Source organism: Ruegeria sp. AN11, from assembly GCF_056536005.1.
This window is the reverse complement of sequence record NZ_JBQFJD010000001.1, coordinates 565287-579016: the sequence shown is the minus strand read 5'-3', so window position 1 is coordinate 579016 and position 13730 is coordinate 565287. Positions and strand designations below refer to the sequence as shown.

Genomic DNA, 13730 nt, shown 5'->3' with positions numbered 1-13730 from the left:
TCAAGCGATATTCGCCGCTCGACCCTCCGACATTTCAGCCATTTCGACGGCCTTGTCTATCAAGAACAACGCCTCCATCTTGGTTTTGGCTTTAAGCATAACTTCTTCGCTAACTTGGAAGCCAATTGGCCGACCTGAAGTGGTGTCACCGGAAATTTCTTTCAATGCCTCGGGAAGCGGAGCTCCTAACTGGTCCACGCTCAAATTAATTTGATTGTCGTAGATCACCAAGAACACGCCATTTCCCCAATAGGTCGCCACTTTACGCCCTTCCTGACTAGCTGACAGAACCGCTGTACCAGCTAAAGTCATGGCACTACGGAATTCACTGACCGTGCTCGTCTCATAGATTTGTTCGGCGCCTATGCATTTCACCGCCACAAGCTTTGCAGCCATGGAGTGCATCGTTGAAAGCTGAATTACGTAGTTCTCAAATTCAGCTAACCCAATGAAACCGGGCAAATCTCCGAAACATTGCGGATCAATTAAGCGAACGTCCGGACTATTGCCAAAACACAACTCAAAATCCGCTTCAGCTTCCAGCACTTCGATTGCGGCTCTTCGTTCCGCTGCCATTCTATAGGCGTCAGACAACCTCTGCTTCAGGTCAGAGAACTCAAAAGGCTTTGTAACGTAGTCCGTTGCCCCAACTCCGAATGCTTCGTCGATGTACTCTTTTTGCACCATGGCGGTCACCATGATAATGGGCGTGTACTTGTATTCTGGTAATTTTCGCACTTCTTCGCAAAGAGTTATGCCGTTCATTTGCGGCATCTGCACATCCAGTAACAAGCAGTCGAACGCTTCGTTAGGTCGTGACAGTATTTCAATGGCCTCTGGCCCACTTCTGGCGGTGACGACGTCTTTATAACCGAACGCGTCTAGAACTCTATCTAGCAACTCCAGGATGCTAGGATCGTCGTCTACAGCAAGTATACGCATAACTTTTCACCAACCTTTTACGCCTCGCCAACCGTTGGGCATTGCAGACTTCAGGCAACGGTTGGCTGGCGCATGATACACTCAGGGTGTTCTCATCCTCTCTTACGAAGGCGGCAAAACGGTGACATAAGGTGGGCTTCCTTATGTCTGTGCATTATTTTTACCTTGTACAATTCTTCCCGTGCGAGAGCGCATACTGAAAAGCAAATCCCTCCAATTATTGATGCCATTATAACTTTGCTTCTATCAACCGTCACGACTGCCTCGAAATACTATCGGATAGCGAAACCGCGCCTGATCCATCAAAAATTTGAAAGGAATACATAAAAGAATCTATATTTTTCAGTGTGTTGCCAGACATGGGGAAATAATTGGAACCTGCGGGAAAAAATAGAAGCCAAGAACTTTCTAAAGTTTTTGGTCAGGCGGCGAAGGTAACCAAAGGAAGGGAGGAGATTTAGACACACCTATCCATCTATTCGGGCAACTACCGCATAGGGTTGTGGACTTGCTGAGTTGAATCTTGCCATAAGTGTGTCGGAAATATGAGTAAAATATGGACCAACCACTCAGGTATAAGCAGACATACCCGGTCCCGGAGGGGCTTCCGGAACTGACACCTGCTAACGGCACTTCAGGCGCACCAAATACTTTGGCGCGTCTACAAATTTTTGCTGTCAATAGCAAGCCGCCAAAGCCACGTGGCAACATTGGCCATATTCGCGCGACTACACTTAATTTTCGCAATATTTACGAGCATGGCACCCTTCTGGCAAAATACCTTGAAACCAGAAAATCAATTTTCATTGACCAGTTAAAGTGGCAAGTTGGTGAAGCTGACGGGATGGAATTTGACCAATACGACACACCAGCCTGTCGATGGGTTGTGTTGCATGAATTCGGTGAGGTCTTAGGAGGTGTGCGACTTCTGCCCACGACTGCAGAGTGCGGGATATATAGTTATATGCTGCGCGACGCGCAAAGAGGTATCCTTAAAGGAATACCATCTGACGTTCTATTTATTGACGCCCCGGTAAAGCGCTCTGTTTGGGAAGCATCCCGTTTCTTCGTGGCAAAGGATGTTGCATCGTCACGCAGGCTTCCGGTTCAACAGGAGTTGTTTCACCAGATGACTACTGTCGCGATGGAAGGTGGTGCAACCAGCATCCTGGGCATCGTCCCCTCAGTCTGGGCACGGTGGTCACGGCGACTGGGCATCAATGCCTCGCCTGTCGGCGCAAAGTTTTCCATCGATGGCACCATCAGTCAGTCGGTTTTATTCAACATCCACAAGTAAATGGAACACCTCACCCACTAGATTGTCTTATTTACTCTTGGACGCCCGACGCATATTTCATTGCAACTAAGGTTGATTTTAAGACTATTGGGAAAACTCGGCTGTATTGCATTTTCGTGGGGTTCCCAGAGTCGATGCTTGGACTTCTAACCGTTGTTCAATTCCGTAGTTTTGCAATCGTATACTGCCCTTTGGCGCCAACAGATTGCCGAAATAATAACGTTACGAGAAAGCGACGCTAGTTCACAACAATAACTGGCAATTCGTTGTTGAGGCCGTTGGCGCCAAATAAAGGTCAAGAAAAAGCCCCTTTCTACGAAGACTTTCTCCATTTTTGCCGCTGTTTCGACCCACTCTCCTCATAAGTTTACCCCGTTATGAGGATATCGACGGTTCACCAGTTATGAGACATTCCACATTTGGCAGTGATCGGTTCCAAAGAAATCTAGAGCATCGAGCACAAAGAAAGACCGCACTTACTGTACTGGCGGTTGATGATGATCCTGACATCTTGAAATTGCTCCAGTCAGCACTTCCTGAACTCGAAAACTGCAATGTGGCTGCTGCCAGTTCAGCTGATGAAGCGCTTGGGATGATAGAAGCAGCAGAATCCCCGTTCGACTGTCTGCTTGTTGACATTCAGATGCCTGGAACCTCGGGGATAGAGTTGCTTTCACAAATCCGAAACCTGCCGGAAAATCTGGAAACACCTGTCATAATGCTGACTGCACTGGATGACAGGCAGAACATCGAGAAGGCATTTTTAGAAGGCGCGTTTGATTATGTAACTAAACCCTTCGACTTCTTTGAATTGCGCAGCCGTATGAACGCCGCTCACCTTCTGATGATGGAGAGAAAGAAAACCCAATCCTCATCGGCGTCGATAGAAAATCTTCGCAGTGAATTGGATTTCAACCAGAAATTCAATTTCAAGGATCCTTTGTCTATCGACGAGCAAGAACACTGCTTGGGGTATGTCGAATTCGACAACTATGTCGAGCAGCTTTCACGGAGGCGTCGATTTGACACCTGGGTCACCGCAATCAAATTTCGTGACGCCGAGTATCACTTTGATCTGAAGAATTTTGGTGATTTTCGGCGATCTGTTTCCGACATTGGATTCTGCATTGAAAGAACAACACAGGCTGCTGGAGGAATCTATTCCTATCGCGGGAGTGGCGCATTTCTCATTGTTACACATGGGCGGGAATGCACCCAGAATATTCCGACCGAAGCTTTCCTAAACCAAGAACTAGGGACTGTTCTCAGCAACCGCTGCGCATCTGTCCATCTTAAAGTGGTGAAAGGTACACCGGTATCGCTTCGTTCTTTTACGAAGGTTGGAGCATTCGCCTCTTTGGACATGGCTATCAAAAACGTAAATCATCGTGAGGCCAATCTCAGAAAGGGCCTGGTTACAACCTCTTCCACATTTTCTGAGCCCACACCGCATCGCAAAGAAATGGTCAACGATAGACTGTTTGATGTAGTCTTGCGTGAGCTGTACGGCGATAACACTTACCTCACTCGCCGGCAGTAAGCGAATTCTATCGCCAGGCCTGACGTCGATCAAAGGTCAGGCACTGGAGTTTAGATATCAACTTTATTCGCGAACCCGTTCGGCGTTGAGGATGAGTGGGCCACTGGTACGCATGGTGAATGTCAAAACTGGTTCCGGCAATTCAGACTCTGTAATCGAAAAATTTATTCGACGGAGCACCGAAGCCATAAGTACCATGATTTCAGTTTCAGCGTACTGAGCACCAATGCAGATTCTGGGACCATCTCCAAATGGAATGTACTGACCTCGAGGTAGTGTAGATCCCAAGAACCGTTCGGGTCGATAGTGGTCAGGAGCATCCCATAGTTTTTCGTTTCTGTGCAAAGAGTAAACTGGGAAGAACAGCGCGTCACCATTTGCAATCTTTACCCCTTTGATTTCAAGGTCGGCAGATGCGTCTCTAGCAAAGAACGCGGCTGAAGGGTAAAGCCGCAGCGTCTCTTTTACATGGGCGCGCAGGAGTGGCATTGCTTCCAGGTCAGAAAACTCCATTGGACCTTTTGGGCGAACCGACCGAATTTCTTGTCTAACCTTAGCTTGCATATCTTGGTGCAACGCCAGCAGATAATACCCCCAGGCCAGAGCGTTGGCGGAAGTTTCATGGCCAGCGACGACAAAGGTTAAAAGGTTGTCAACGGTTGTCGCTTCATCCTCGAAATCTGTTTTCAACGCCTCAATCATAAAATCAAGGAAGTCCTGTGGCTCGCTGCGGCTTTCGGCGCGACGCTGATCAATGACCTGTCCGGCGAGGTTCCGCATATTGGTGACCGGGGCCAGGCTGCGTAGCCAATTCTTGCGCGGCACCCACTTTGGCAAACCCATTAAATCGAAAAGAGACAAATCAGAAATGTACTCAAAATACTTGATCAGCCCCATGCGTATCTGCTCTGAACTGACTTTCTTGTTACCCGAAAAAATTACCCTAGAAATATTCGTCAACGTTGATGCAGGCGCAATTTGTGCAATATCTACAGGGCCTTCGTGTTCCGCCAATGAATCCGCAATCTCGACACCAGTCTCTGCAAAATGCCGGGCCAAAACCGGGAGGTTCCTGGCGGCGAATAGTGGAGAATACCTACGCCGCTGCTGACGCCATTTTTCCCCTTCAGAGAGTATCAACCCGTTGCCTACAGCCGATCCAATAATGTCTTTAGTGAACTTGGCTTTGGGAAAAGAACGGCCCTGCCCGACAAGTAACTCGGTTATTATTTCAGGATCACAGATATAGTGTATGTTCAAAGGCCCACGAACATAAGTTTCACGTAGAGTTTCGGCCGGGATGACTTCAAACATGTTTCGACCAGCGGACCTTGCAAACTGAAGCAGTGTCACCGGCTTTTTTGCAAGCCTAGCCGAAACAGGAGCGGCAGCGCCCTGCCCCAACTTCGTAAATTCAACAGCAGTCAAACCCCAACCCTTTAAGATTTTCTCCTTCTTTCTGGCACATTAAGATAAAAAAAAACGCACTTAGCAACGAGATCGTCAATTTTGGGCGCCCCACACTGCATTTGCGCAACAAAAGTTTTTCAACCTCTCACACCAGAATCTTGCGTGAAACGCCAACAATCACGGTGGCCTTCAAAGGATTAGCGCCAAACTGTGAACCCAATTCAGACCAACTAAGTCCTCATTGTGCCGCTAATGGTACTGTCCAAGCGCAAAAAACGAAGACATTTAGATGACAGCCATCGACGCCAATCTACCGGACCGGGACTCCGGTGAAACGGAAAACCGGCTTCTGCAAAACATCATAGATTATACTGCCATGAGCTTTGCGCTTCTGTGGCAGCGGCAGGCTATTTATCTGGCCACGACCATTTTGACTGCGTTCTTCTTCGATCCCGTTAACGCCATGCTGTTCTATGGGACAATTCTCATTTGCGAAGCGCAAGATTTATTGCTGGCCAAACGCGTACCGCGCTTAAAGCCAGATCAGCACAAAGCAATTGGTATGATGGTTGTTTGGATTCTGTTGAACACGATCCTCAGTTCATCTGCAATCTGCCTGTATGCTGTTTCAGTTGCATTCGCACAGCCCGCCGGTGGTCACTTTACTCCAATGTTCTTCTTGTTCGCTGCGGCGTTGTTTGCAGCAATGAACAACCATCAGTTTCTGTGGGCAATGATTGTCCGTCTGACCATGTACGGCGTATCGTTCATGTTGATTGTCGTCAAGGATATCTGGACCGAACGCCCCGAGCTTTCATCTGAACTCTGGCTGCACTTCTTCACCGTTATCTTTGTAATGTACTTTCTGATTGACTGTTCGATGGTGTTCCTGAAGCTCTACCGCAGGAATTTGGAACAACTCGAAAAGCTCAAAGCAGAGCACGAAAGAACAAAAGCGGCCTACATTGCGAAAACTCAGTTCATATCGACAGTTAGCCATGAACTGCGCACGCCTCTCACTTCGATCAAGGGATCACTTGACCTAATCAACACAGGCGCATTGGGTGAAGCTCCAGATTCAATGCAAAGCCTCATTCATTTAGCAGGTAAAAACTGCGAACGGCTCGCATCCCTAATCAATGATGTGCTGGACATTCAAAAAATGGAAGCGGGCGAGATGAACTACCGTGAAGGAACTGTTGATGTACATGCGCTAATTCAGGAAGCGATTGCCTGTAACATGGGATACACCAGTGCTCACAACGTAGAAATTGTAGAAGACTTAAGAGGAAACAATGATCTGTACGTTAAAGGTGATGCTTCCCGCCTTCTTCAGGTGTTGGCCAACATTATCTCCAACGCAGCTAAATTCTCCCTTGATGGAGGCGAGATAACCGTCGGATGCGAGAAGGTCGGCGGGAATATTCGCCTCTTCGTCAAAGACCATGGCATCGGGATACCTGAGGGGTTCCATGACAAAGTTTTCGATCGCTTTTCCCAGATAGACTCCTCCGATGAACGTCACGCAGGCGGTACCGGACTCGGGATGCACATTTCAAAGGAAATTGTTGAGCATTTTGGCGGAACAATAGACTACAGAAGCAAACTTGGTGAAGGCACAGAGTTCTTTGTTATGTTTCCCGCGATAAGCGGGCACGAGGTAGGTTCCGCCGGAGCCGAGCACACCTCACTAACCTGCGCCGTGCAAACCAAGCAACTTTAGCCGAATCCCAGCTCTGTTGCACAAATCGGCTGAACGCCGAGGTTCCCCTTTTCCACACCCTCAATATTGAAGTACGCGTCAGCGTGATCGCCGAGGAATTTGCCCAATGCCGTAGCATCATAGATAAGGTCTGCGTCTTTTCGGGTTCTCTTTACCCCTCAAGTTCAATATCTTCAGCGAAACACAAGGCCACCAAACCTTCATCCGTGCCAGCAACCATCTCTGTTGTGACAAACTGCTGCTGAGGATCATTTGCCTTTTCCCACCAGACCGCGATCAAGTTATTGATGCCCTCAGCTTCATTGATAGCCGCAACAGCATCCTTCTGGTCTTCGTTTCCAAGGAACGTACTGACGCCCGCGTTTTCGAGAACCCCGCCAAGTACCCTAACCCATTCGCCATAGGAGGCCATTTGCGGGACTTTCTCCGGTCGGGGCACGCCGTTCACTACCCACGCCTTAATGAGCGTCAGCGCGGCCCACAGTAGTTCTCCGCGATGGTCCGAAACGTAAGTGCCTTCAAGATCAAACTTAAATTCCTTCCGGTCCTTTGGGTTTTCCATCCTGGCATCTAGGCGGATCAGGAATGCACGTCGCTTTAGGTCTTCGTTCAGGCGAGCATTGTTCGACGTCATCACGAACATTGCGTTTGCCGATACGGTTGCCATCTCAGACTTCCCGAGAACTCGCCCCTCAAAAGTCGTCGCCGTCAGTACTGAGGCCAATGCATCAGACGTGATTTCACCGGACACATTGTCAAAAAGGCCGTAAGGCTTCTGCTTCCGCAGGCTGGCAAAGATCGTCTTACGGCGTTCTTCTTCAGACGAAGGAAGTGCAGCCGATGGTTCCGATACACCGGCAGCAATGATGTATGAAGATGCGGCAAGCAGAGACGCGCCGGTGGCAACCTTTGGCTTCGAGATGAATGCGAGAGGCAACAGGCGTTCGACCTGTTCACCCCGTAACCATCTTTCCAAGCGGCGGGCTCGGGTAACAGCGTTATCACCCACCCAAAGCTCTTCACCGTCACTTCGAGCAGCTTTGAAAAGTTCGGGAACAGCGCCTCTTTCTCTCGGTTTGATCGACGGCAAAACATCCGCCAGCCGATAGAGCCGCGCACCCATTGCACCTGTGGTATAATCCAACCCACGCGCACGGGCCGTCACAGTATTCCGCGTTAGCCCGACCGCGTGGGCCAGATCGCTTTGACTTACAGTCAACACTTGTTAACCTACTCACAAATAAAGAAAGTTTTCCTTGGATCATTCATCCCGTTCTGTGCGGATTATGCACCTGAGCTGGGAACAAAGCAAGAAAACCGCAAAAACGGCTCAAGGTCAGCAATGCTGACCTAAAAGATGCAACGCGTTAAATGGAAAGCCTGCTTACGCAGGCTTACTTTAGTGAAGTGCTATGCGAACTCGTTTATGTTCATTCCGTCTCTGACAAAGTCGATCTGTTGCATTTGCATAACAAACGAACCTGAAGCCAACCCATCAGTTAGTATGATGTGCTCTTTGGGTTTCAATCCAAGCAACGAGTTCCTACGGAAGGCGTAAATCATCTCCATCGTCATATCACCAAGGTTATCGATGAACGCCTTGTTCGCTAAGAAAACATTCCACACGTCGCCATCATAAGGCTCAAAGCCAACGGACTTGACTGTACCCGTGCCCGTTGATGTTAGAAGCTTGTCTCCCGGCTTTAAAACGTAAGCTTGTACCAATGAGTAGTAGTTTCTCATTAACGAGTGCCATTTAGAAACCTTTACTTTGTACTTCGCTCTATCAGTTTCGACTTCCACCACGACGACGGGGAATTCTTTTTCTGGGCCTGCTATCAAAGCAACCGGATATACCGTCGAACCTTCGATACATAAGTTCGTCTCCAGCCTTGTCCGCAGTAAATGGCTGAATATCTTCAATTGGCTTTTCATGCCCGTCTTTCAGAAGGACTCTTGTACCTTCAACGACGCAGGCAGCTCGACCGCGAGTGTCCCTTTGAATTCTAATGGTTGAACCGTCAAAAGTCGCACTCTCGGATTCAATTTGATCTGTCACTGAATTATCTCCTCTCAAGAACAAAATACGTGCGTGCCTAATCAACACTAAATGAGCCAACCAATTACCTGAGCCACCGAAAATACCCTGACCCTTGATCATATTAGCTGAGTTTCCGTTTTCTGCACAGCCGGTGCAAACAGCAGGCATCCAGAACACAAAAAACTGACTGATTAATGATCGAGCGGGTCAACCTGTTTCAAGCTGTCAAACAGATACCGCATGCCAGCACCATCACCATAGCCACCCTCAACAGCATCTCTGTTGGCGCGGCCTGTCAGGTAACGACGATGCGCATCAGATATATTGGCGTTGTCGCAGGCGTCCTGAAAGCGATGACGGAAGCTGTGAAAGACCGCCTTGGGGTCCTTGATGCCTAGCTTGGAACGCAACAGGTATGAGAACCGCTTGCCGTAGTCGGCGCTGACGCGCCCACGAGTGTCCGGCGTCATTTCTTCCAGCTTCTTAGCGTATCGCCCAAATTGGTTGAATGCGAAAGCGTCAGCCGGTCGGGCTTCGACCACGCCACGCAATCCGGCTGCGATCAATGCGGGATGGACAGGCACCCAACGAACAGATGCCGCATTTTTGGTTTTTTGGTCTTCGCCTTCATCGGTGATCTTCATTGACCAAACGCCACCGATTTCCTCGAAGTCTTTTGTCCGAAGCTGGCAGGCCTCTTGAATCCTCAACCCGTGGCAGGCAGCAATCCATGGTGCCCAGCGGTCCACGGTCGTGCTACCATATTGGTCCGCATTCGATCCTTTGACGAATTCCAATATCTTGCCAACTTCCTCACCCGTGAAGGCGCGGCGGGCCTTTTCGGCGCTGTGCTTCACCTTGGGCTTAACCAGCTTCATGCCCACCCAAGGGTCGGCTTCGACGAAGCGACGCCCAACAGCGTGAGACATGAGACCCTTGAGCATGTCGAAGTATTTCTTCTGAGTGGCATAACCGATGGTGTCCGCCCCGGTCTTCTTGGCATCTGCAACTAGCTGCTGAATTGTCATTTCGCGACGCTTGCCGCTCTGGACCTTGGGAAGACCTTTGAGTGCGTCGGTAAACTCCCGCAGGTGAGCGCCGGTAATGTCCTGCAATCCAATCTCGCCATGCAGTTCAGTGAACCGCCTGACGTATGTACGCCCGTTTTCTGCGGTATGTGCATCAACGGACGGTGCCCAATCTTCGACCAGATCGCGCAAGCTGAACACGTCGCCGACAAGATCAACGTCTTGACCAATCTGGCGCAACACCCTACCCCGCGCATTTGTCTGGGCGCGTATCGCCGCTGACGCGGCGTGGTTTTCTGCTTGCTGTAACTGTAGCTCTTCTGGGTCAGCCAACTCGTCAATCAGCACCTTAGTGGGCGCGCCTCTTGGCCCGACCTCAACGTCGAATGCGCCCGCGTCAGCGGGCTTACCGGCCTCTAAGAAAGCCAGTGCTTTCTTGCTTCGCTCGAACTCATCCAAAAGCCCGGACAATCCACCGGCCTTGTCCAGCAGCGCTCTTTGATCTGGCGGCAAGTGTCGGGCCAATGCCCGCCAACCCTCTTCGGCCTTAGCCTGTTCAAGCTGCGCATCCATGATTGCACGAATGCGCCGCGCCTCCTTTGCGGCAGCAACCGGGTCCGTCGATCTGGTGGATTTTTGGTAAACATCTTTTCCAGCCCAATGCGCCCTAATCGACTCGGGTATCGCGATTTTCACATGATACCGCCCACGCAACTGAATAGTGTCAGCAACCTTTTTCATCCACCAATCCCTCAATCGTCACATTATCTAATGTGACGACCAATGTGACGCTTTGCAAGGCTAAGACCCTATTTTCACGAAGTTCTTTATTTTTATGGGTGAATTACTGGTGCGGTCGAGAAGACTCGAACTTCCACGGGAGTTACCCCACAGCGACCTCAACGCTGCGCGTCTACCAATTCCGCCACGACCGCACTGCCAGTGACTTGGTAGAGGGCGTATAGACGCTGATGAAGACGTTGTGAAGAGGCAAAAGACACCTGTTTGAAATCCCCTGCCCTCTGCTTATCTAATCAACCAAACCGACTACAGGATTCCCGCGCAGGAGCTCTCGATGACAACATCCGATCCCCGTCCCGTTGTTCAGATCGACATCATTTCGGATGTGGTATGCCCATGGTGTATTGTGGGATTTCGTCAGCTTGATCTTGCTTTGCAACAAACAGGTGTGCTTGCCCGTCTTCGGTGGCATCCGTTTGAGCTGAACCCCGCCATGCCGCCGGAAGGTCAGAACCTGAGAGAGCATATTGTCGAAAAATACGGCTCGACACGTGAACAAAGCCAGCAGGTACGCGAACGGCTGACAGCGCTGGGGGCTGAGCTTGGGTTTACCTTCAACTTCAACGATGACAGCCGGATCGTGAATACATTTGCCGCACACCAATTGCTGGATTGGGCAGAACATGAGGGGCGTCAGCATCCGCTGAAACTGGCTTTGTTTGATGCCTATTTCACGCAACAGCAGGATGTCTCGGACATTGATGTATTGATGCAGGTAGTGCGAGCGGCAGGTTTGAACCCTGACGCGGCACGGGACGCACTGGCTGGCGGCACCCACGCGGCTGCCGTGCGAGAAAAGCAGCAATTCTGGACAAGCCGGGGTATTTCAGGTGTTCCGGCTATGGTGTTTGGGGGCAAGTACATGCTGACCGGCGCTCAGGGTCAGGACACGTATGCTCAGGTATTGCAGCGATGCCTGTCCGAAGCCGCCTGACCCCTTTTCCCTGACCCCAGTGCAGGATAAGAGGCCGGTATGGAATGGAAGATCACCGAAGGGCTGACCGAATACGAAGACGCCGTGGCCTTCATGGAGGCGCGCGTGGCCGCGATCGCCTCGGGCGACGCGCAGGAGTGTATCTGGTTGCTGGAACATCCCCCGCTTTACACGGCGGGGACATCCGCGCGTATTGAGGATCTGACCGATCCGGAACGGTTTCCTGTTTACCAAAGCAAACGCGGCGGCGAATACACCTATCACGGACCAGGCCAGCGTGTGGCCTATGTCATGCTGGATCTCAACAAGCGTGGCCGGGATGTGCGCAGGTTTGTGAAACAGCTGGAAAACTGGGTGATTTCAGCACTTGCCGAGTTCAACGTCCGCGGAGAGATCCGCGACGGTCGTGTCGGCGTCTGGGTGCGGCGGGATGACAAGCCGCTTATCGTTACGGGCCAGCCTGCCGAAGACAAAATTGCGGCCATTGGGCTACGCCTGCGGAAATGGGTCAGTTTTCATGGAATTTCGATCAATGTCGAACCTGATCTTGATCATTTTACGGGCATCGTACCGTGCGGCATCACCGAATATGGGGTGACATCCCTTGTCGATCTGGGGCTGCCGGTGACACTGGCGGATGTGGATTCTGCCCTCCAGAGAACCTTTGACGACGCTTTTTCCGCGGGTGATTCCTGACCGATCGGCCGGTGGCAAGGCGCCTATTGCCCAACATGCAGTAACAATCACCGACTCCTCTGGCATCTGTTTCCCGGTCAGTGGGTTCATTAACTATTATTACCCACATTTCCGGTGATATTTATGCAAAGTTTAATTCTGGCCGATACAAAGAAGACGTTAACGAGTAGTATGAGTTCACCGTTCTAAAGTGAGTGGTATGTTAACCGGTGATCACGGGCTTGCCCGGAGAATCCGAATATGTGTTTGGTTACGAGTCTGCCGTTCCGACCCCAAATCGGAACGGCAATTCTCATTAAACGCATGTTTCACTGATGTCCAAAGCGGGAAGATGCGGGACAGCATTGGTCAGTTCGCTCCAACTCCAGCGTTGCGTGCGTAATCCCAAATCGGTTTTTCAGGCTCTGCCTGATCCTTGATCTGACGGCCCCGGCGTCGGACCAGGACGCCTCGTCTACAATGACATGTGCGGTCAGCGCCGGTTCGCGCTCCTGCATGCTCCAGATATGCACGTGGTGTACGGCGGTTACGCCTTCGACTTCTTCGATGGCCGTGGCAACCTGTTCCGGCTCCAGATCGGGGGGCGCCCCCAGCATGAGAACCCGGATCGTTTCACCGATCTCACCTTTGACATGCCAAAGGATGTAGACCGAGATCATGATCGTGACTGCGGGATCGACCCATGTCCAATCAAACACAATGACCGATGTTCCGGCGATAATCACGGCAACAGACCCCAGCGCGTCTGCCACGTTGTGCAGGAAGGCCGCCCGGATATTCATACTCTCCTTGGCCATTGAGTAGGTCAGTGCCGCAGTGATGAGGTCGACGACCAAAGCAATCCCGGCAATCCAGACGACAATCCAGCCATTGACCGGTTCCGGCTGGATGAACCGCGTGACACCTTCGTACATCAAGTAGACGGACAGCACGATCAACGTTGTGTAGTTGATCAGCGCTGCCACGACCTCGGCCCGGCCATACCCGAAACTCATGCGCGGGTCGGCGGGTCGCCGTGCGATCTTGCGGGCGAAAAAGGCGATGAACAGCGCTGCGGCATCCGACAGGTTGTGCAGCGCATCGGCGATCAGCGCGAGCGAGCCGGACAGAATGCCGCCGACAATCTGCGCCAGTGTAAGGAACAAATTGACGGCGATTGCCCAGGCGACACGGGCATCTCCGGCCTTTGGGTCGATGTGATGATGGTGGCTGTGACCAGAGTGCGAGTGCTGATGTGCCATGTAAAGAGCGCCTGTTGTTTCGGTTCTTAAAGCAATGTAATTCCTCTAGTAACTAGAGGTTCAAGTGGCAGGCCAAT

At 50.9% G+C, this 13730-nt stretch carries 11 protein-coding genes and 1 tRNA gene; 5 read left to right on the top strand and 7 right to left on the bottom strand.

The genetic code is table 11. The features are described from left to right. On the bottom strand, positions 1-942 hold the full coding sequence (locus tag ACR3EQ_RS02850) for a response regulator (RefSeq protein WP_170616387.1): 942 nt from the start codon (positions 940-942) through the stop codon (positions 1-3). Between the two features lie 556 nt (positions 943-1498). Between ACR3EQ_RS02850 and ACR3EQ_RS02845 the strand changes: the two genes are divergently transcribed. Both ACR3EQ_RS02845 and ACR3EQ_RS02840 read left to right on the top strand, forming a co-directional pair. Continuing rightward, on the top strand, positions 1499-2239 hold the full coding sequence (locus tag ACR3EQ_RS02845; RefSeq protein ID WP_170616389.1) for an acyl-homoserine-lactone synthase: 741 nt from the start codon (positions 1499-1501) through the stop codon (positions 2237-2239). Positions 2240-2642: 403 nt separating this feature from the next. Then, positions 2643-3779 (top strand): response regulator, encoded by a 1137-nt coding sequence (locus tag ACR3EQ_RS02840; RefSeq protein ID WP_480489682.1) that lies wholly within the window; start codon positions 2643-2645, stop codon positions 3777-3779. Between the two features lie 63 nt (positions 3780-3842). Here the strand turns inward: ACR3EQ_RS02840 and ACR3EQ_RS02835 are convergent, their stop codons facing one another. Continuing rightward, entirely contained in the window at positions 3843-5207 is a 1365-nt protein-coding gene (locus ACR3EQ_RS02835; RefSeq protein ID WP_170616393.1) for a cytochrome P450, read from the bottom strand. Positions 5208-5478: 271 nt separating this feature from the next. Here ACR3EQ_RS02835 and ACR3EQ_RS02830 point away from each other — a divergent pair, with 271 nt between their 5' ends. Further along, positions 5479-6912: a sensor histidine kinase gene (locus ACR3EQ_RS02830; RefSeq protein ID WP_170616395.1), complete on the top strand. Its 1434-nt coding sequence runs from the start codon at positions 5479-5481 to the stop codon at positions 6910-6912. A gap of 151 nt (positions 6913-7063) precedes the next feature. Here ACR3EQ_RS02830 and ACR3EQ_RS02825 read toward each other — a convergent pair whose 3' ends face one another. The 4 genes from ACR3EQ_RS02825 to ACR3EQ_RS02810 form a co-directional block, all read right to left on the bottom strand. Beyond that, positions 7064-8056, bottom strand: a complete 993-nt coding sequence (locus ACR3EQ_RS02825) for a hypothetical protein (RefSeq protein WP_480489681.1) — start codon at positions 8054-8056, stop codon at positions 7064-7066. Positions 8057-8322: 266 nt separating this feature from the next. Beyond that, the gene (locus tag ACR3EQ_RS02820) at positions 8323-8847 is read right to left on the bottom strand and encodes a hypothetical protein (protein WP_170616399.1); all 525 of its coding nucleotides are present in this window, start codon (positions 8845-8847) and stop codon (positions 8323-8325) included. A gap of 297 nt (positions 8848-9144) precedes the next feature. After that, positions 9145-10722: a site-specific integrase gene (locus ACR3EQ_RS02815; RefSeq protein ID WP_480489680.1), complete on the bottom strand. Its 1578-nt coding sequence runs from the start codon at positions 10720-10722 to the stop codon at positions 9145-9147. A 107-nt stretch (positions 10723-10829) separates the two neighbouring features. Beyond that, positions 10830-10916, bottom strand: a tRNA-Leu gene (locus ACR3EQ_RS02810). A gap of 140 nt (positions 10917-11056) precedes the next feature. Between ACR3EQ_RS02810 and ACR3EQ_RS02805 the strand changes: the two genes are divergently transcribed. Together ACR3EQ_RS02805 and lipB are read left to right on the top strand one after the other, a co-directional pair. Then, positions 11057-11716, top strand: a complete 660-nt coding sequence (locus ACR3EQ_RS02805; RefSeq protein ID WP_170616403.1) for a DsbA family oxidoreductase — start codon at positions 11057-11059, stop codon at positions 11714-11716. Positions 11717-11755: 39 nt separating this feature from the next. Further along, complete coding sequence (gene lipB / locus ACR3EQ_RS02800; RefSeq protein ID WP_170616405.1) at positions 11756-12412, top strand: lipoyl(octanoyl) transferase LipB; 657 nt, start codon at positions 11756-11758, stop codon at positions 12410-12412. A 308-nt stretch (positions 12413-12720) separates the two neighbouring features. Here the strand turns inward: lipB and ACR3EQ_RS02795 are convergent, their stop codons facing one another. Then, on the bottom strand, positions 12721-13653 hold the full coding sequence (locus ACR3EQ_RS02795) for a cation diffusion facilitator family transporter (RefSeq protein ID WP_480489679.1): 933 nt from the start codon (positions 13651-13653) through the stop codon (positions 12721-12723). Between the last annotated feature and the right edge of the window lie 77 nt (positions 13654-13730).

Coding starts and splice junctions, on each gene's coding strand:
- ACR3EQ_RS02850 (WP_170616387.1), bottom strand. CDS start 942: ATGCGTATACTTGCTGTAGACGACGATCCTAGCATCCTGGAGTTGCTA.
- ACR3EQ_RS02845 (WP_170616389.1), top strand. CDS start 1,499: ATGGACCAACCACTCAGGTATAAGCAGACATACCCGGTCCCGGAGGGG.
- ACR3EQ_RS02840 (WP_480489682.1), top strand. CDS start 2,643: ATGAGACATTCCACATTTGGCAGTGATCGGTTCCAAAGAAATCTAGAG.
- ACR3EQ_RS02830 (WP_170616395.1), top strand. CDS start 5,479: ATGACAGCCATCGACGCCAATCTACCGGACCGGGACTCCGGTGAAACG.
- ACR3EQ_RS02820 (WP_170616399.1), bottom strand. CDS start 8,847: ATGAAAAGCCAATTGAAGATATTCAGCCATTTACTGCGGACAAGGCTG.
- ACR3EQ_RS02815 (WP_480489680.1), bottom strand. CDS start 10,722: ATGAAAAAGGTTGCTGACACTATTCAGTTGCGTGGGCGGTATCATGTG.
- ACR3EQ_RS02805 (WP_170616403.1), top strand. CDS start 11,057: ATGACAACATCCGATCCCCGTCCCGTTGTTCAGATCGACATCATTTCG.
- lipB (WP_170616405.1), top strand. CDS start 11,756: ATGGAATGGAAGATCACCGAAGGGCTGACCGAATACGAAGACGCCGTG.
- ACR3EQ_RS02795 (WP_480489679.1), bottom strand. CDS start 13,653: ATGGCACATCAGCACTCGCACTCTGGTCACAGCCACCATCATCACATC.